The sequence below is a fragment of the Streptomyces sp. NPDC096310 genome, from assembly GCF_044763125.1.
Classification (GTDB): domain Bacteria; phylum Actinomycetota; class Actinomycetes; order Streptomycetales; family Streptomycetaceae; genus Streptomyces.
Window position 1 is genome coordinate 310,313 of record NZ_JBIWFO010000001.1, and the last position, 17,742, is coordinate 328,054.

Here is a 17,742-nt window from a genome sequence, read left to right on the forward strand (position 1 = left end):
GGGGTTGCGCGGGTCCATCTCCGGGTCGGGGCGGCTGGTCGGCGTCATGTCAGTCCTCCGGGGCGGAGGTGAGGGCGACGGGCATGACCAGGGTGGTGAAGCTGCCCTGGTCCGCCGAGCGCACCACCACCGGTTCGGTCACGCCGGAGATCTCCAGCAGGACGTCGGGGCCGACGCTCGCTTCGAGCGCCGGGGCGAGGACCGCCGGGTCGAAGCCGATCCGCAGCGGCGACTCGCCGATACGGAGGGCGCGCAGGGTGGTGGACCCGTCGTCGGGCCCGGCCGGGCGGGGCGGCTGGTCCGGCCGTACGGACGGCGAGATGTGTACGTCGTCCTCGCCGAGCCGCAGGGCGACCGCCGGCACGCCGTCGCCATCGGCCCCGCCGTACGACCCGGCGCAGGCGGTCACGGCGTCGAGGAGCGCCGTCCGGTCCACGATCAGCCGGTGCCGGGCCTCGGGCAGTGCGCTGAGCAGATCGCGGTAGGCGGGGAACTCGCCGTCCCACAGCTTCAGTTCACGGGAGCCCGAGCCGTCCGTGTCGGATATCCGGGCCTCCTCGGTGTCGATCTCGACGGTCACCGCCGCACACCGCGCGGCCCAGGAGCCCGCCTCGGCCAACGGCCCCGCGTCCAGCAGGACGCGGCGGTCCCGGCCCTCCACCGCGACCACCGGCTTCAGGACCCGGGTCGAGAGGCGGTAGCGGTCGGTGGCCACCAGCCGGACCTCGCTGTCGTCGATCTCGACCAGGACACGGCCGAGGGCCGGATGGTCCGGATCGTCACCGACCGCCGCGGCCACCTGCCGTACGGCACCGGCCAGTTCGGCGCCGCCGAGCCGCACCCGGGTGACCGGCCCTGCCCCGTCATCGGTACCGCTCCCGTCCGCGGCCCAGGGCGCGCCGTCCGCGCCCCGCGCACCGGGCAGGGAGCGCAGCACGGCCGCGATCGTGGCATCGGCCGTCCGTGACCGCTCCCGTACGGTGCCGCGGTGGCGCTCCAGCACCGTACGGGCCGCGTCCGGGTCGCCGTCGAGCACGACCATGACCTCCGCGAGGGGCAGCCCCGCCTCGCGCAGGCTCCGCAGGACGCGGGCCCGCATCTCCTGGTCGAGGCTGTAGGAGCGGTAGCCGGTCGTGGCGTCGACCCGGGCGGGGACCAGGACGCCGCAGTCGTCGTAGAAGCGCAGGGCGCTCGGTGCGAGGCCGACGCGCCGGGCGAAGGCGCTGATGCTCAGCAGCTCCGGCTGGAAGAGGCCGATGGAGACGTCCACGGGGGTGGGGCGCGCGGGGGCCGATCCTGGCGGCGTGGCTCCGGATGGTGTGGTTCCGGACGAGGTGGCTCCGGACGGGGTGGGGTCTGAAGGGGCGGAGTCTGAGGATGGGGCGCCTGTAGTGCTGTCCATGGCGGTGATTGTCGAGGTTCAGGCAACCTGAAAGTCAACTCCGGGCTTCCGCTGCCGCCCGGCCACCGGTTCTCACGGATAGCTCGCCGTCAGCATCGAGGTCGCCAGCTCCACCCGGGAACGCAGCCCCGTACGCTGGAAAAGCCTGGTCAGCCGGCTCGCCACACTGCCCTCGCTGACCCCGAGCGCCGCCGCGAGCTGGCGGTTGGACAGCCCCTCCGCGACCAGCGTCGCCAGCAGCCGTTCGTTCTCCTCGGTCACGGTCCGCCGGTCCGGCACCGACAGCCCCGCGTCGCGCAGCGCCGTCCGGGTCCGGTAACGCCACAGCAGCGCGTCCACCTCCCCGAACAGGTCGTACGCCTCCCGGAGCCGCGCCTCGCGGAGGCGTATCTCGCTCCCCGGCCCCGTGCCCGCCGCCGTGCTTCCGGCGGCGCTCACCGGCGACGCGACGGCCAGCAGCGTACGGGCCGTCTCGAAGGGACGGCCGGAGGCCCGGGTCAGGGCCAGGGCCTCGCGTACGCACACGTCGGGGGCGGGCAGCGGCGAACCCAGCCCGGGGCAGTGCCGAAGGACCAGCACGCAGGTCAGCAGCGAGAGCAGCCGGGCGCTGTCACCGCCCACGGCGGCGGCCGTACGGTCCAGCCGGCTGAGACAGGCCGCCGCGCGGTCCTGGTGGCCCCGCTCGGCCTCAAGGACCGCGAGAGCCGCCCACAGGGGCTCGGTGCCGAAGACATAACCGTGTTCCGACGCCTGGGCCAGCCCCCGGCGCAGTGCCTTCTCGGCGCGTGAGTCCTCGCCCATCAGCCGGTGCACGGCGGCCTGTTCGGCGTCGAGCAGATACGTCATGGAGTTGGTGACGGACCGCGCGGTGTCCAGCACCGTCCGGGCGCGCGACGGCCAGCCACGGGCCAGTAGCATGGTCGAGGTCCGGGCGCGGGCCAGGACACTGGCGGGCATCCGGGCGGTCGCCGGGCTGTTGGCCATCAGCGAACGCGCGCCCGCCATCGCGTCGTCCCAGGACCCGCTCAGGTAGTTCATCAATACGGCGTGCCTGACGGGAAGTCGGTCCGCCGTCACGCCGCGCCGGGTGAGAAGTGAGCGGGTCTCGGTCAGTTCACCCATGCCGAGCAGGAAGTCGCACTGGAGAACGGTCAGTTCGAGCATCAGATGCGGTGCGGACGGCGCCTGCGCGAAGTGGTGCAGCGTACGGCGGAAAGGGGCGGCGTCCCCGGTCATCAGCCGCGCCGCCGTCTCGCACATCGTGACGAAGAGCCGGGCCACCGGATGCGGGTGAGTGTGGGCACGCGACCGCGCGATCAGCTCCAGGGCCTCGGACCAGAGGCCCAGCAGACAGAGGGCGACCACCCCCAGGACCTCCGGCTCGCGGTCGGCTCCCGCGCCGACGGCCCGGGCCCGGTGGAGGGTGGCGGGACCGCGTAGCGCGGTCAGGTCGCCGGAGGAGGCCAGCGCCGCCAGTTCGACCACCGCCAGCTCCAGCCGGGTCCCCGGTTCCATCTCGCGGGCGTGGCGCTCCAGCAGGGCCGCCGCGGCCTCCGCCGCGCCGGGCCCGTTCCCGGTGGAGTCGGCGGTGGCCGCGTACCGGGACAGGGTCGAGGCGAGCAGCGCGGGATCGTCGGTCAGCCCGGCGGCGGTCTCCAGCCAGCGGGACGACTCCGGCACCTCGGCGGCGTCCGACTTCCGTGCCGCGGCGAGCAGTTCGGCCGTCGCCCTGCACCGGTCGACGAACGGGCCGGCCTCGACGATGCGGTTCGCCAGATAGGAACGGCGTACCTCCGCGGCGTCCCGTGGCCCGGCCACCGCGCCACGGTGGGTGGCGGCCGCACCGTCCGCCGGGGCCAGGGGATCCGGTACGGCGGGCGGCGTGCGGTCGGTGGCCTCCCACAGGGCGTGCACGGCGGCGGCCGAGACGGCGCGGCGCTCGTACGGTCCGAGCCTGGCCGTCGCGGCGACGGCGACCAGCGGGATACGGAACGTCCAGCCCGGCCCGCGTTCCGTCGCGGCACCGTGCCCCGGCGCCGGGCACCGGCCGCCGGGCCCCACGAGGAGACCGGGTTCGGCCAGCCGGTGCAGCTCCCGGAGCACGGTGCGCTCGGGCAGCCCGGTGGCCGCCGCGACGAGCCCGGCCGTCCGCCCGCCCAGCGGCTCCAGCACACTCAGCGCCTTGGCCACACGCCACGCCGTGTCGCCGAGCCCCCGCAGGGCACGGACGAAGCGGTCGTCGTCCGGGAGTACGGGAACGGGCGCGCCCGCCACGAGATGCGCGTGGCCGATCAGGGTCCGGATCGCCCGCGAACCCGCCTGGAGCGCGGCCACCAGCGCCCCTGGATTGCCGCCGGTCAGCCAGTGCGCCTCGTCGACCAGCGGCTGCTCCGGCACGGCGCGCAACCGGTGGGTCAGGAACCGCGCGACCTCCTCCACCGTCAGCGGCGCCAGATCCACCACGCCGGCCGACCCGCTGTCGGCGAGCGCCAACAGGGCTTCCTCCCCGGCCTGTTGACCCCCGGTCCGGGCCGGCCCGAGAGGCGACACCCCGAGGATCAGCCGTACGGGGGATGAGACGAGCCGGGGCGCGAGCGCGCACAGCACCTCGGTGGTCTCCGGGTCGGCGAACTGCACGTCGTCGACCAGGACGACGGCCGGGGTACGGGCGCGCAGTGTGCGGGCCAGCAGGACGGACACCGCCTCGCCGGAGCCGCGAGGCTCGGTGTGGGAACGCAGCGCGTCGGCCAGCGACCTGTCCTCCGGGACGGCCCCGCCGGTCCCCATGCCTGCCGTACCGCCGACGCCTGCCGTACCGCCGGCGCCTGACGCACCACCGGAACCGGCCGTACCGCCGACGCCTGCCGTACCGCCGACGCCTGCCGTACCGCCGGCGCCTGACGCACCACCGGAACCGGCCGTACCGCCGACGCCTGCCGTACCGCCGGCGCCTGACGCACCACCGGAACCGGCCGTACCGCCGATGCCTGTCGCACCGCCGGCCCCGGCCACACCGCCCGCCCCGGGGGCACCGCCGCTGCCAGCTGTACCCGGAGCGGCGCCGGCCGGCTGCGCGGTGTCGCGCGCGGGCCTGGTCAGCGCGGTGATCAGCCGGTGGGCCAGCAGATGGGCGAGGAACTGGTCACCCGGCCGGCACGCCACCGAGTGCACCGGGAGGTCCGCCGCCCGTAATCGCTCCGCGAGCGCCCCGAGCAGTGCGGTCCGGCCGGCCCCGATCCCACCGCGTACGAGATGGATCGCCGGAGCCGACGGTGCGGTGGCGGCGTGCAGCATCCGTTGGATCACTTCGTCCCGGCCGAAGAGCTCGGGCCCCGCACGGGACAGCGGCCTCTCGCCCCCGGCCCGGAGGTCCCCCGTGATGTGCCCCGTCACCATCACCCCTTTTGCGCCACCGGGGCAGACAGCATCACCACCTGGCCCCCGTTGACCGATCGATCAATAGTAGACGAACGTCTGGACGAGGAATGGGAGGTTCGATCAACTCGTGAAGCCACCGGCGGATACGTTGAAGCCGGGCCCTCCCAACGGGCCCGCGGGGCTCTGGACGGGGGAGTGGTGCCGAACGATGTCGACCAACCGGAAGACCCAGTTCATCGGACGGAAGGAAGAACTGCGCGAGCTCGGGGCGGCGCTGCGCGGCACCGAGGGGGACGCCCGGCTGCTCGTCGTGCACGGCGAACCCGGCATGGGCAAAACCGCCTTGCTGGACGCGGCGCTCCAACCCGCCCTGCGGGAAAGGACGCTGGTGGTCCGGATCGGCCTTGCCGACTGCGCCGAACCGGTGTTGGACACCGTGGCGGACCGCCTCTGCGATCTGCTGACAGCCCAGGGCGACAACGCCGCCCTGGCCCTCGTCGCCGCCGTACGGCGCGCCCAGGCAGGGGCGGCCAGGGACCGGCGGCACTCCCTCCATCTGCTGCTGGAGGCACGGGCCGCCGTCCGGCACATCGCGGCCCACCGTCCGCCGGCCGTCGTCGTCGACGACGCGCACCTCGTCCCCGAGGCCGAGGTCGGCGCCCTCGGCGCACTGCTGCGCGCCATCCGCTCCGACGGTGTGCCGGTCGTGGTGTGCGGGCGCACGGAGCGCGGGGCCCCCGGCGTCGTCCACGCACTGGCGACTGCGGCCGACCGGGTTCTGGAGCTGCCGCCGTTGACCTGGGCCCAGACCAGCGCGCTGGCCGGCCGCAGGCTGGGGCTGCCGGCCGCCCCGGAACTGGTCTCCGCGCTGCGCCGGGCGCTCGGCCCGCTGGCCGGTAACCCCCGCGCCGTCCTCTCCGCCGTCGGCACGCTGTGGGAGCGCGACCGCCTGCTGCTGGTGGATGGCTCCGCGTGTCTCTCCGGCCCGGACACGCCCGTACAACTGCCCATCGGACGCGCGGAGGTTCACCGGATCTGGCGGATCGCCGGCGGCCCCGACTTCGCCGACGAGGCGTTCCTGGAGGAGACCCTGGCGCTGCTCACCCGGCTGACCGAGGCGGCGCGCACGACGGTGGACGACTTTCTCGACCTGGCACCCGAACTCGGCGGATCGGTGGCACACCTCGGCCGCGTACTCGACACTCTGGTCGAACACCGCCTGATCACCGTGGACGACAAGCAGAGCCTCAAGTGCGCCGTCCCCGGTCTGGGCGCCGATCTGCGCACCGTACGGACCCGGCGCCAGCTCGCCAGACTCCACGCCCGCGTGGTGACGAACGCGAGACGCCGGCTGGGCACCAGGAGCGGCACACCGGACCCGCGCCTGTGCGACCACGCGCTCGCCGCGGGTGCCGAACTGCCCGTCGCGCTCTCCAACGAGATCCTGCTGGCCGCGGTCCGCCGCGGCGGGGCGGGCGTGGAACGCCGGCGGGCGGCGCGCGCCGCCCTCGCGCTCACCCGCCAACTGGCCTCCGACGACGAGAGCCTGCCCGGCGTGCTGCGAACCACGATCGCGCTCATGCTCGACCACGGCGACGCCGGCGGGCTGCTGGAACTCGGCGGGCGGTTCCTGCCCGCGGGCACCCCCTGCCCGCCCCGGTCCCGGGAGTTCCTGCCCGACCTGGCCTCCGCGTGGGCGCTCGCCGCGCTCCACGAGCAGTGGCTCGGAACCCGCGTCGTCGACCACGACAGCCCGGCGGCCCGTACGGCGGTACGGTTCCCGTCCGCGGCGGCGCTGATGGCGATGGCCGCGCACACCCGCGGCGAGGCGCCGCGCGGGAAGCCGGTGGACGCGCCCGCCCATGCCCCGCTGTGCGGCTTCCACTTACCCGGCCGCCTCTTACCCGACGCACCGAGGGAGAGACCGGAACCGGAACCATCCGAGGGTTTGGACGATTCGGGCGGTCCGGCCGGTCCGTACGGACCGGGGGAGCCGGGGGAGCCGCGAGAACCGGAAGGACGGGGCTCGCCGGACGGACCGGGCGGAGGGCGAGAGCCGGACAGGACGGGAGGGCCCGGGACGAGACGGCCGTCGGAGGCACCCGCGCACCTGCCCCTCTCCTTCTCCCGGGACACCGACCTACCCGTGGGACTCGTCCCGGCCGCCGCCGAAACCCGCCTGGTCACCGGGACGTTGGGCACCCGCGCCGAGTTCGACGCCGCCCTGGCCGCCGTGCGGGGCCTGCGTTCTTCCAACGGCCTCACTCCGCTCGACGACACCGAACGGCTGCGCGAGGCAGCCTCGCTGGGCGACTGGGCCAGCGCGTTCGAGACGGTCCTCGGTGACCGCTGCGCGCAGTTCGAGGACAGTCCGCTGCGCACCTACCAGTCCCTGGTCCGCGAGTATCTGACCGGATCGTGGGAGGTCGCTCTCGCCCTGGCCCGCCGTATCGAGATGCACGCCGAGGGCGCCGGGCGCGGACCGCTCTACGACCACAGCCGCGGTCTGGCCTCCGAGATCTGCCGCTGGCAGGGCGACACCGACCGCGCCGCCGCGTGGCTCTCCGGCGTCGAGGCCCCCAGGGGCTGGGGACCGCTGCCGAGTTGGGCCCGTACGGGGCTGCGACATGTCGCGGGAGACCCCCTCGGCGCGTGGCGGGACGGGTGGCGCGACTACCGGATCCTGCGGGCGACCGGCCATCTCGCCGGACTGGAAAGGCTGTTGCTGCGCCTGCTGGGGTACGCGGTGGTCCAGGGGCACGACCGTGCGGTACGGGAGTCACTGGAGGCCCTGGAGGAGCTGCACGCGTCCGTCGACTCGCAGGCGACCCGCGTCACCACCCTGCTGGCCCGCGCGGTGGCCCACGACGACGTGAACAGCGCCCTCGCCGCCTACGGTCTCCTCGCCCGGCACGGTGACCAGAGCCTGTCCTTCATCGCCTGCCTGTGGCTCGCCCGCACCACCGGTACGGAGAAGTGGCTGGCCGAGGCGTGGGAGTGGAGCGAACGGCTCGGCGCACGGCGGGCCCGGCAGTCACTGGCCGATGTCGCCCACGGCCTCGGACACCCGCTGCCGAGGCGCCGCGCGACCCGGTCCGTCTTCAGCAGGCTGGAGGTGGAGGTGGTCGGGATGGTCGCCGACGGCTGGACCAACCGGCAGATCGCCGCCGTGCTGGCGCGCAGCGAGAAGAGCGTCGAGACGTATCTCGCCCGGATCTTCGAACGCACCGGCTGCCGCTCGCGGTTGGAGCTGGCCACCGCGTGGCTGGACGGCGGACTGGCGCGCTTCGTACCCGGCTGAGCGGCGCCGCCACGCTCCTACGGCCCCTCGGGGCGGCCCGGGACACCCCCGAGGCGGGCGGCCGCCCCGCACGATGTTCGGGCAGGGGTGGAGGTACGAACAGGCACGGAACGCGGTCGTGGTTGCGTCGGCGCGCGCGGCGGTGTTTTTCTGGGACCCGTTCAGGGTGAGGCCCGCGCGCACCCTCACAAGGCGCTCCGAGAGACCCGGAGTGCGGACGAGCGATCGCTGCACACAAGGGTGTTGGCACGGTGTGATCGGAGGCGCGCTGCGCGATGGACGACAGAGGACACCGCCGCCCCGCCGCGCCCGGATCACGGGACGACACCGTCCCGTACCCCATCACGGTCGCCCCTGCCGCTGCTGCCGTCGCCCCTGTTCCTGCCTCTGCCTCTGTCACCGTCGCCCAGGTCCCCGTATGCCGCCCGTCCTGACCGGCCCCGGGGTGCCTGGCGCGCCCGCCGTCGACCGCGCCGCACCGGGCCCCGCCGGCCGGTGCCCGGAGGCGGCGATGGCGCGGGCCGTGGTGCTGGCCCGCTCGGGCCGAGGCGGCGCGGCCCTCGACCTGCTCGACGCGGTGAGCGCGGATCCGGCCGCGGCCGACGACACCATCAGGGACGCGCGGGCGCTCCGTACGCTCGTCAGGGGCGAACACCCCGGCGAGCGCGGCGCGCCCAGGGCCCCGGCGCCCGGCGACTGGGGCCGCGCCCTCGCGGACGGGCCCGTGCGCGCGGCGGCCGACGCCTGGGCCGGGGTGCCGGCGGGCCTGCCGGCGCACGAGATCGCCCCGCGCGCCGACCAGGCCCTGGCCGCCCTCGCCGCGCCCGCCTTCCGCGTCCCGGGAGGCCCGTGGAGGGCGGCGGCGGCCGCCGCCGCGATCCGGGCCCTCCTGCACACCGACCGGCTCGGCGCCGCCGCCGCGTGGGGCGGGCGGCTGGCCACCCGGGCCGAACAGGACGATGACCGGGAGCGGCGGGCCGAGTTCCTGGTCCTGCTCGCCGTGACGGAGTACCGGCAGGGCGAGTTGACGGCAGCCCGCGCCCATCTCGCCACGGCCCTCGGCCTCGTGCCCGGCGGTGACGCCCAACCCTGGCGGCTGACCGCACTGTTGACGCGGGGCAGGGTCCTGGCCCTGACCGGTCACGCGGGGGATCCGGCGCCCCCGCCCGCCCCGGCCCACACCGCCGTGCCCGCATCCGCCTCCGTACCCGTACCCAACACACTCGCCCGGCACGCCGACGCCGTACCGCGCGCGCCGTCCCCCAACAGCCTCCAATGGGTGGACCACCTGTACTTCCGCGGCGAGACACGGCTGGCGCGCGGCAGGCCGGCGGAGGCGCTCATGGACTTCGTACGGTGCGGTCGCGCACTGCGCGACTGGGGCGCCGACCGGCCGACCGTCACCCCCTGGCGCTCCGGCGCGGCCCGCGCCCACCTCGCGCTCGGCAACCGCGGTCCCGCGCTGTCCCTCGCCCTCGCGGAGGTACGGCTCGCGCGGGAGTGCGCGGCCCCCCGGGCGCTCGGGATCAGTCTCCGTGAGGCCGCCACGGCGGCCGACCCGCTGTTCCGGATGGATCTCCTCCAGGAGTCGGCCCGGCTGCACGAGACCGCGGGCGCCCGGCTCGAACTGGCCCGCACCCTCTGTCTCATCGGCCGGGAGCGCCACCGAGCGGGCGACCGGAAGGCGGCCCGCGCCGACCTCAGCACCGCGTGCGAGGCCGCCCACGCGTGCGGTGCCGTGGCGCTGGAGAAGCGCGTACGCCAGGAACTCGCCGCGGCGGGCGGCCGGGTGTGCGGCAAGGCCGTACGCGACTCGGGAACACTGACGGCCCGTCAGCAACGGGTCGCGGAGCTGGCCGTCCAGGGCCACGGCAACCGCGAGATCGCGGCGCGGCTCTCCCTCACCGAAAGCACTGTGGAACAGCACATGACGCAGGTCTACCGGAAACTCGACATCGGAAAGAGAAGCGAGATACAGATCTCCCGGGAAACCCTCGGATAACGCCCGCCGGTGGGCGGTACGGCGCACGGATTTCATCCGGATCAATGCGGCACGGCGATGTCGGATCGCCGTGCCGCATCGCGCTGTCGTGGGTGGGAAACGCGCGGGAAAATCACTGTCCGATGCGCCACGGCATCACCTTCTGCATACCCCTCAAAACTGCCAGAATCGGGGAGTTGACTTAACGGCGTACACGGAGGCGGGGGACCGGTGGACCAGGAGAAGACGTCCGGAGCGGGCCGGCTGGCGGACCATATGGCGATCGCGCTGCTGACGACGGTGTTCCCACGCGCGGAGGTATGCGCGGCGGTCGAGGCGGCCGGCCGGCGCGAGCGGCGCCACCGGGCGCTGCCCGCCTGGCTGACGGCCTATCTGGTGCTGGCGATGTGGCTGGACCCGGACGCCGGGTATGTACGGGTGCTGCGCACCGTCCTCGGGGGGCTGCGCTGGGGCGAGCGCGAGCCGTACGCGTGCGGGGACACGGTGCCGACCGACGGGGCGATCTCCCGGGCCAGGACCCGGCTGGGCAGCGAGCCCCTGCGGCTCCTCTTCGAGGGCACCGCGCGGGCCGCCGCCCTGAGCGGGGCCGTCCCGGCGGGGGTCGGTGCCGGGCCCGGGGGTGAGCCCGGGGGCGGGCTGCGTGCGGTCGCCGTCGACAGCGCGGTCGTCGACCTCCCGCCCAGTGCGCGCAACCGGGCCGAGTTCGGCACACCGGCCGGTGACGTACGCCCGCAGGCCCGGCTCGTCGTGCTCGCCGACTGCGGGAGCCTGGCGCTGCTCGGCGCCGTACTCGACCCTCTCGACATCGGTGAGCGCCCGCTGTTGGAGGCCCTGTTCGACCGCCTCGGCCCCGGGACGCTGCTCCTGGCCGGGCGCGATGTCCCCACGTACGCGCTGTGCGAGCGGGCGGTGGCCGGCGGTGCCCAGATGCTGTGGGGGGTGACGGGATCCTTCGCCCCACCGCTCGGGGAACGCCTCCCGGACGGCACGTACCGGGCCGAACTGCGCGGCACGCACGCCGGTCAACGCCTGCCGGTCCGGGTGCTCGACCCCATGTTCCCCGACCCTATGTTCCCCGACCCCATGTTCCCCGGCCCCATGTTCGTCGGCCCTATGTTCCGCGCCCCCATGTTCCCCGGCCCCACGGCGCTGATCACCACGCTCCTCGACCCCGTGGCGGCCCCGGCGCCGTGGCTCGTACGCCGCTACGCCGCCCGGTGGCGGATCGCGGACCTGTGCCGCCCGCTCGGCCTCGACCTCCGCGGGCCCGGCGGCGCCCTGCGCTCGCGTACGCCCGACGGCGTACGCCAGGAGCTGTGGGCGCTGCTCTGCGTCTACCAGGCGCTGCGCACCCTGATGCCCCACCCCGAAACCCTTAAGTCATGACCCCGGGGGTGTAGGGGCTGGCCAGGGCGGACGGCGCGTCGATAGCTTCTCACCGGAATTCTCGGGCCTCGGGAATGTTCTCGTAGATCTCCCCGGTCTCCGAAAAGGAGCGGGAGGGATTCGGACAGTCTCGACCGTCCCGAAAGCCTCGACTACCACAAAGAGAAGAAGAGGTGGCCATGAGTTCTTTGGCTGACGCCTTGATCGGCGGCGCGGCGCCCGACAAGATCGAGCGGCTGTCGCTGCCCCGGGAATATCTGGCCACCCATCTCCGCAAGGACGACGCGGACATGTTCCGCGGCGTGGCCGACAAGGACGTACGGAAGTCGCTCCGGCTCGGTTCCGTACCCATGCCGGAGCTGGCGCCGGACGAGGTGGTCGTCGCCGTCATGGCCAGCTCGATCAATTACAACACCGTGTGGTCGGCGATGTTCGAGCCCATTCCGACCTTCCGCTTTCTGGCGCAGTTCGCCCGGCAGGGCGGCTGGGCCGCCCGGCACGACCAGCCGTACCACGTCGTGGGCTCCGACGGAGCCGGCGTGATCGTACGGGTCGGGTCCGGCGTACGGCGCTGGCGGATCGGCGACCATGTCGTGCTCAGTCCCGCCCATGTGGACGAGCAGGAGGCCGCCACCCACGCCGACGGGATGCTCGGCGCCGAGCAGCGGGCGTGGGGGTTCGAGACCAACTTCGGCGGACTGGCCGAGTACTCCGTCGTACGGGCCAGCCAACTCATCCCGAAACCAGGCCACTTGACCTGGGAGGAGGCTGCCTGCAACACCCTGTGCGCCGGGACGGCCTACCGGATGCTCGTCGGGGAGCACGGCGCCAGGATCAAGCAGGGGGACGCCGTGCTGATCTGGGGCGCGGCGGGCGGACTCGGTGCGTACGCCGTGCAGTTCGTCAAGAACGGCGGCGGCATTCCGATCGGTGTGGTCAGCTCGCCGGCCAAGGCGGACGCCGTTCGCAAGCTCGGCTGCGACATCGTCATCGAGCGCTCCGAGATCGGCCTCGATGACGATCCGTCGGACGACCCCGCGCGGGTCATCGAGACGGGCAAGCGGCTCGGCGCGATCATCCGCGGCCATATCGGGCGCGACCCGGACGTCGTCTTCGAGCATGTCGGACGGGCCACCTTCGGGATCTCCGTCTTCGTCGTACGGCGCGGTGGCACTGTCGTGACCTGCGGATCGAGCACCGGCTATCACCACGTCTTCGACAACCGCTACCTCTGGATGAAGCTGAAGCGGGTCATCGGCAGCCATATCGCCAACCTCCAGGAGCAGTGGGAGTGCGGCCGGCTCATCGACGCGGGACGGGTCGTGCCCACGATGTCCGCGCTCTACCCGCTGTCCGAGGTGGGCGAGGCGACCCGGCTCGTCCAGACCAACCAGCACCGGGGGAAGGTCGCCGTCCTGTGCATGGCCCCGGAACCGGGCCTGGGCGTCACCCGCCCCGAACTCCGCGCCCGGATCGGTGCGGAACGGCTCAACCCGCTCTGGGCGCCCGAGGGTTCCGAGGACTCCACCGGCGCTCCGGCAGAGGAGAGGTGAGGGCGATGACACCACGAGCCATCGGGTTCCTGGGCACCGGCTCGTACGTACCCGAGCGTGAGGTGACCAACGACGAGATCGTCGCGAAGGTCCCGGACATCACCGCCGAGTGGATCGAGCGGAAGACGGCCATCCTGTGCCGGCGGTACGCGGCCGAGGACGAGGCCACCTCCGACCTGGCGGCCAAGGCGGCGCTCGCCGCGCTGGACCGGGCCGCACTGACCGCCGACGACATCGACTACATCATCCTGTCGACCTCGACCGGCGACTTCCCGCAGCCCCCCACGGCGAGCATCGTCCAGCACCTCATCGGCGCCCACGACGCTGCCTGCTTCGACATCAACGCGGTGTGCGCCGGGTTCGTGTACGGCGTCGAGCTGGCCCGCGGCCTGGTGACCGCGCGCCCCGGCAGCCGCGCCCTGGTGATCGGCGCCGATGTCTACTCCCGCATCCTGGACTTCGACGACCGGCGCACCGCCGTACTGCTGGGGGACGGAGCCGGCGCCGTCGTCGTCGGCGAGGTCGCCGAGGGGTACGGGGTGCTCGCACTCGACCTGAGCACCCACGGGGAGGCGCAGGACCTCATCAAGGTGCACGCGGGCGGCAGCCGGACGCCGACCTCCGAGCGGACCCTGGCGGAGGGCGGACACTTCTTCACCATGCGGGGCCGCGGGGTCCGTGACTTCGTGATGGACAACGTGCCGCCCATGCTGGAGCGGCTGCTCGGCCGCGCCGGGGTCGGAGTCGACGAGGTCAACTGCTTCGTACCGCACCAGGCGAACGGCGTGCTGCTCGGCGAACTCGTCAAGCGCTGCGGTCTGACGGGCGCGCACACCCATCTCGTCGTCGAGAAGTACGGCAACGTGGGCAGCGCCTCCGTACCCGTGGCCCTGGACGACGCCGTCCGGTCGGGAGAGATCATCGACGGTGATCTGGTGCTGTTGTCGGCGTTCGGCGGCGGCATGTCCGCGGGCGCCTGCCTGCTGCGCTGGTCGTCCGCAGGGGGGCCGTCATGAGCGGTTTCGAGAGGATCGGCGTCGTCGGATGCGGGCTGATGGGCTCGGGGTTCGCCGAGGTCTGTGCCCGTGCGGGGCTGGGCGTGACCGTCGTGGTCCGTGGCGAGGACGCCGTGGACCGGGGCAGGGGACGGCTGGTGAAGTCCCTCGAACGAGCCCGGCGCAAAGGGCGGATCAGCGAGACCGAACGGGACGACGCGCTGGAGCGGGTCTCCTTCTCCACCGCTCTCAAGGACCTGCGGGACCACGACTTCGTCCTCGAATCGGTCAGCGAACGCCTCCAGGACAAGCTGGAGGTCTTCGCCGAACTGGACGAGATCGTCGAGGACCGGGACGCCGTACTCGCGTCGAACACGTCCTCCATCCCCATCATGAAACTCGGGCGCGCCACCCGGGACCCGGGCCGGGTGGCCGGGGCGCACTTCTTCAACCCCGTCCCGATGATGCCGCTGGTGGAGCTGATCGGCTCGCTGCGGACCCGGCCGGAGACGCTGGACCGGGTGGGTGACTTCGTCACCGGGCCGCTCGGCAAGGAAGTGGTACGGGGCCAGGACCAGCCGGGCTTCGTCGTCAACGCGCTGCTCGTGCCGTACCTCCTGTCGGCCGTCCGGATGCTCGAATCGGGCGCGGCCACCGCCGAGGCGATCGACCGGAGCATGATCCTCGGCTGCGGCCACCCGATGGGGCCGCTGGCGCTGATCGATCTGATCGGGCTCGACACGATCGCGTCCATCGGTGAGTCCATGCACGAGGAGCTGAAGGAGCCGCTGTACTCGCCCCCGCCGCTGCTGCTGCGGATGATCGAGGGCGGGTTCCTGGGCAAGAAGAGCGGCGAGGGCTTCCACTCGTACGCCTGAGCGAGGTCCGGCCCGTGCGTGTGTCACCTCGCGGGTATGGACGGATCGGCAAGTACGCGGGTGCGAACGGGCAGTTGTCGCCCGGCGTGGTTGCCCCCGCGCACACGGTGTGTTTCTCTGTCGGACGTTCCGGTCCGACGGGGGAGTGGGAGTTCACCGGTGACCGAGGTGCGGCGCGCGTCCGTCACGACGGACCGGCACGATCCCGGGGAACGCCTCGCCCGGCTGGGAGCGGCCCTCCGCCACGGACGTGATCCATGGACCGTGCTCCACCTCGCCGAACGGCTGATCAGGGCGGGGCACGGGGCACGGACCCTCGCCGTACTGGGGGAGTGGGAGAAGGGGCCGCCCGGCGCGCCGGGCGGGGCCCTGGGGGACGGCCGGTCGCGGGACGACCTGCGCGCCGTGCATACCCTGATGCGCTGCGACCACCCGGGAATCGACGGCGCCCCGCCCCCACCCGCGCCCGGGGCGTGGGAGGAGGTCCGGGCAGCCGGTCCCGCCGTGGCCGCCACCGCCGCACTGGCCGGCGCACTGGCGGGACTGCCCGCGTACGAGATCGCTCCCCGCGCCGAACTCGCCCTGACAACAATGGAGTTGGGGCGCCGATCGGCGCCCGCGGCCCTGCTGGCGATCCGGGCGCTGCTCCACGCGGACCGGCTCGTCACCGCCGCAACCTGGAGTCTGCGGCTGGCCCGCGAGGCCGACCGGGGCAACGCGCCCGCCTGGCAGGCGGAGTTCCTGGTCCTGCTGGCCGTCGCCGAGTACCGGCAGGGCCAACTGCCCTCGGCCAGAACCCACATCACCTCGGCGCTCGACACAACGCCGGCCGGGGAGCGCCGGCCGTGGCGGCGGTCCGCGCTGCTGATGAGGAGCGGGATCGACGCACTGATCGCCGGAGACCGAGCAGCGACCGGAGACGGAGCCGGTGACGGAGCCGGGCAGGGCGCCGGTGACGGGGACGGTGACGGAGAGGTTCATGAGGGCGCTTCGCCTCCGACCAGCCTGCTCTGGGCCGACCAGCTCGCTCTCCGGGGCCAGTTGAGGCTGGCGCGCGGCAGCAACAGCGCCGCGCTCGCCGACTTCCTGCGCTGCGGACGCGCCCTGCGCGCCTGGGACGTCGACCGTCCCACGGTGATCCGCTGGCGGTCGGGCGCCGCCCGCGCCCACGCGGCCCGAGCCGCACACGACGGCCGCCCCGGCCGGGGCCCGGCGGACGCGCTCGCCCTCGCGCTGGAGGAGGTACGGCTCGCCCGCGCCTGCGCCGCGCCCCGGGCCCTGGGGATCAGTCTGCGCAGGGCCGCGTCCCTCGCCGACGCCCCGTTCCGGCTCGACCTGCTCCAGGAATCAGCCCGGTCGCACGAGATAGCCGGTGCCCGGCTGGAGTGGGCGCGCACCTTGTACGCCACCGGTACGGAGCTGCTGGCCGCGCGCGACCGGGGCGCGGCGCGAAAGGCGCTGGACCAGGCGGCCCAGGCGGCGGGGGAGTGCCGGGCGACGGCACTGGCGGAGCGGATCCGTGTCGTACTCGCGGCGGCCGGCGGCGGGGGTCCGGGCGCCAGGACGCCGGTTCCGAGCCGGCCGGACCCGCGTCCGCCGGACCCGCTGACGGCGGGTCAGCGGCGAGTGGCACGGCTGGCGGCGGCGGGCCGCAGCAACCGCCTAATTGCCGAGGAGCTGTCGCTCACGGTCGGCACGGTGGAACAGCACCTCACCCGGATCTACCGGAAGCTCGGAATCAGGAACCGGGCGGAACTGGTCCGGCCGCCCGCGACGATCCCGTAACAGGTACCGCACGGCAACGGAACAACGTATTCCGTGTCCCCCGCACCGCTGCATATCGTGGAGGGAGCGGTTGAGATCGCATTTGGTAACCTGTTTGGAAAATAACTGTCGCAGGCGGTTCACATGGGAGAGCACCGCTGGTCGGTCGTGCCCGCAGGGCATGTCCGCGCCGCCCCGGGATTCGCGTGATTTTTCCCTACAACTAGCCCTCGGCCGGGGCGGAGTCGAAAATTCCTGCGGTGAGCGTGCGAGCATATCGATGCGTGTAACGCTGCGTGCTGTGGAAGGACCATTCGACCTGGGGGGAACGTTGGGGTTAATACGAGTGGCGGTCCATGCGGAAGATCCCATCACGTGCATGGGGCTGGTCGGTCCGATCGAGGCCAATCCGCACCTGGCTCTGAGTCAGTCGGAACCGGGGGTGGAGGCCGACGTCATGGTGGTGGCGGTGGAGACCGTCAATGCCACCACCATGGACCTGCTGAGGAAGCTTTGCACTGAATCGACCCGCTTTTGTCTGGTGGTGGACAATAGCTGGAACGCCGATTATTCGACGGCCGCCGAATACGGGGTGAGGGCGGTTCTCTGGCGCGCCGACTTCACTCCTGACAGGTTTGTTCATGTGATCCGTCTGGTCAATGATGGATGGGCAGACTTTCCTTCGTCTTTACAGGGCGGATTGGTCGATCACGTTCGTCGCGTTCAATGCGACGTGCTCACTCCGAGAGGACTCACCGCCTCCGGCCTTTCCGCCAGGGAGATCGATGTGCTGCGACTGGCGGCCGAAGGCCACGCCATCGCCGAGATCTCCCGGGAACTGTCCTACTCGGAACGGACGATCAAGAACATCTTCTACGGCCTGATGAAACAGCTCAATCTCAGGAACCGGACCCATGTGGTGTCGTACGCCATAAGGGCCGGTCTGATCTGATCTGATCCCGTGACACACGGCTGAATCGCCTGCCCGTACCACTGCGGCGGTTCAGCCGTTTCGTCATGCCCGGACATCCGCCGGGCGCGTGCAGCCGGGCAGTACGCCGGCCACGTGAAGGACGGAGGAAG

10 protein-coding genes and 1 pseudogene are annotated in these 17,742 nt (G+C 73.2%); 8 read left to right on the forward strand and 3 right to left on the reverse strand.

The window, feature by feature from the left end; translation table 11 throughout:
* Window positions 1–49: 49 nt before the first annotated feature.
* Both ACIQ7D_RS01270 and ACIQ7D_RS01275 read right to left on the reverse strand, forming a co-directional pair.
* A complete protein-coding gene (locus tag ACIQ7D_RS01270; RefSeq protein WP_403932093.1) occupies window positions 50–1,270 on the reverse strand; it encodes a MerR family transcriptional regulator in 1,221 nt (406 codons plus the stop codon).
* A gap of 204 nt (window positions 1,271–1,474) precedes the next feature.
* Entirely contained in the window at window positions 1,475–4,795 is a 3,321-nt protein-coding gene (locus ACIQ7D_RS01275) for an AAA family ATPase (RefSeq protein ID WP_403932096.1), read from the reverse strand.
* Between the two features lie 193 nt (window positions 4,796–4,988).
* On the opposite strand from ACIQ7D_RS01275, the gene ACIQ7D_RS01280 reads away from it, so the two are divergent.
* The 3 genes and pseudogenes from ACIQ7D_RS01280 to ACIQ7D_RS01290 all read left to right on the forward strand — a co-directional run.
* On the forward strand, window positions 4,989–8,081 hold the full coding sequence (locus tag ACIQ7D_RS01280) for an AAA family ATPase (protein ID WP_403932099.1): 3,093 nt from the start codon (window positions 4,989–4,991) through the stop codon (window positions 8,079–8,081).
* 418 nt (window positions 8,082–8,499) lie between these two features.
* Entirely contained in the window at window positions 8,500–10,083 is a 1,584-nt protein-coding gene (locus tag ACIQ7D_RS01285) for a LuxR C-terminal-related transcriptional regulator (RefSeq protein ID WP_403932102.1), read from the forward strand.
* Window positions 10,084–10,338: 255 nt separating this feature from the next.
* Window positions 10,339–10,626, forward strand: a pseudogene (locus ACIQ7D_RS01290) (transposase domain-containing protein); the annotation flags it as partial.
* A gap of 479 nt (window positions 10,627–11,105) precedes the next feature.
* On the opposite strand, the gene ACIQ7D_RS01295 reads toward ACIQ7D_RS01290, so the two are convergent.
* Window positions 11,106–11,213 (reverse strand): hypothetical protein, encoded by a 108-nt coding sequence (locus tag ACIQ7D_RS01295; protein ID WP_403933751.1) that lies wholly within the window; start codon window positions 11,211–11,213, stop codon window positions 11,106–11,108.
* A gap of 435 nt (window positions 11,214–11,648) precedes the next feature.
* Between ACIQ7D_RS01295 and ccrA the strand changes: the two genes are divergently transcribed.
* The 5 genes from ccrA (at window position 11,649) to ACIQ7D_RS01320 (ending at window position 17,611) form a co-directional block, all read left to right on the forward strand.
* Window positions 11,649–13,022: a crotonyl-CoA carboxylase/reductase gene (gene ccrA, locus ACIQ7D_RS01300; RefSeq protein WP_403932105.1), complete on the forward strand. Its 1,374-nt coding sequence runs from the start codon at window positions 11,649–11,651 to the stop codon at window positions 13,020–13,022.
* 5 nt (window positions 13,023–13,027) lie between these two features.
* Window positions 13,028–14,038, forward strand: coding sequence for a 3-oxoacyl-ACP synthase III family protein (locus ACIQ7D_RS01305; protein WP_403932108.1), 1,011 nt, complete (start codon window positions 13,028–13,030; stop codon window positions 14,036–14,038).
* Window positions 14,035–14,895 (forward strand): 3-hydroxybutyryl-CoA dehydrogenase, encoded by an 861-nt coding sequence (locus ACIQ7D_RS01310; protein WP_403932112.1) that lies wholly within the window; start codon window positions 14,035–14,037, stop codon window positions 14,893–14,895. Before ACIQ7D_RS01305 ends, ACIQ7D_RS01310 begins: the two co-directional genes overlap by 4 nt.
* Before the next feature lie 159 nt (window positions 14,896–15,054).
* Window positions 15,055–16,680 carry a LuxR C-terminal-related transcriptional regulator gene (locus tag ACIQ7D_RS01315; protein WP_403932115.1) on the forward strand — a complete coding sequence of 542 codons (1,626 nt, stop codon included), beginning with the start codon at window positions 15,055–15,057 and terminating at the stop codon, window positions 16,678–16,680.
* A 358-nt stretch (window positions 16,681–17,038) separates the two neighbouring features.
* Window positions 17,039–17,611, forward strand: coding sequence for a response regulator transcription factor (locus ACIQ7D_RS01320; protein WP_403932118.1), 573 nt, complete (start codon window positions 17,039–17,041; stop codon window positions 17,609–17,611).
* Window positions 17,612–17,742 lie beyond the last annotated feature (131 nt).

What these genes read in the sequence shown, in the direction of transcription:
- ACIQ7D_RS01280 (WP_403932099.1), top strand. Translation starts at nt 4,989, where the DNA reads ATGTCGACCAACCGGAAGACCCAGTTCATCGGACGGAAGGAAGAACTG.
- ACIQ7D_RS01285 (WP_403932102.1), top strand. Translation starts at nt 8,500, where the DNA reads ATGCCGCCCGTCCTGACCGGCCCCGGGGTGCCTGGCGCGCCCGCCGTC.
- ACIQ7D_RS01295 (WP_403933751.1), bottom strand. Translation starts at nt 11,213, where the DNA reads ATGGGGGCGCGGAACATAGGGCCGACGAACATGGGGCCGGGGAACATG.
- ccrA (WP_403932105.1), top strand. Translation starts at nt 11,649, where the DNA reads ATGAGTTCTTTGGCTGACGCCTTGATCGGCGGCGCGGCGCCCGACAAG.
- ACIQ7D_RS01305 (WP_403932108.1), top strand. Translation starts at nt 13,028, where the DNA reads ATGACACCACGAGCCATCGGGTTCCTGGGCACCGGCTCGTACGTACCC.
- ACIQ7D_RS01310 (WP_403932112.1), top strand. Translation starts at nt 14,035, where the DNA reads ATGAGCGGTTTCGAGAGGATCGGCGTCGTCGGATGCGGGCTGATGGGC.
- ACIQ7D_RS01320 (WP_403932118.1), top strand. Translation starts at nt 17,039, where the DNA reads ATGGGGCTGGTCGGTCCGATCGAGGCCAATCCGCACCTGGCTCTGAGT.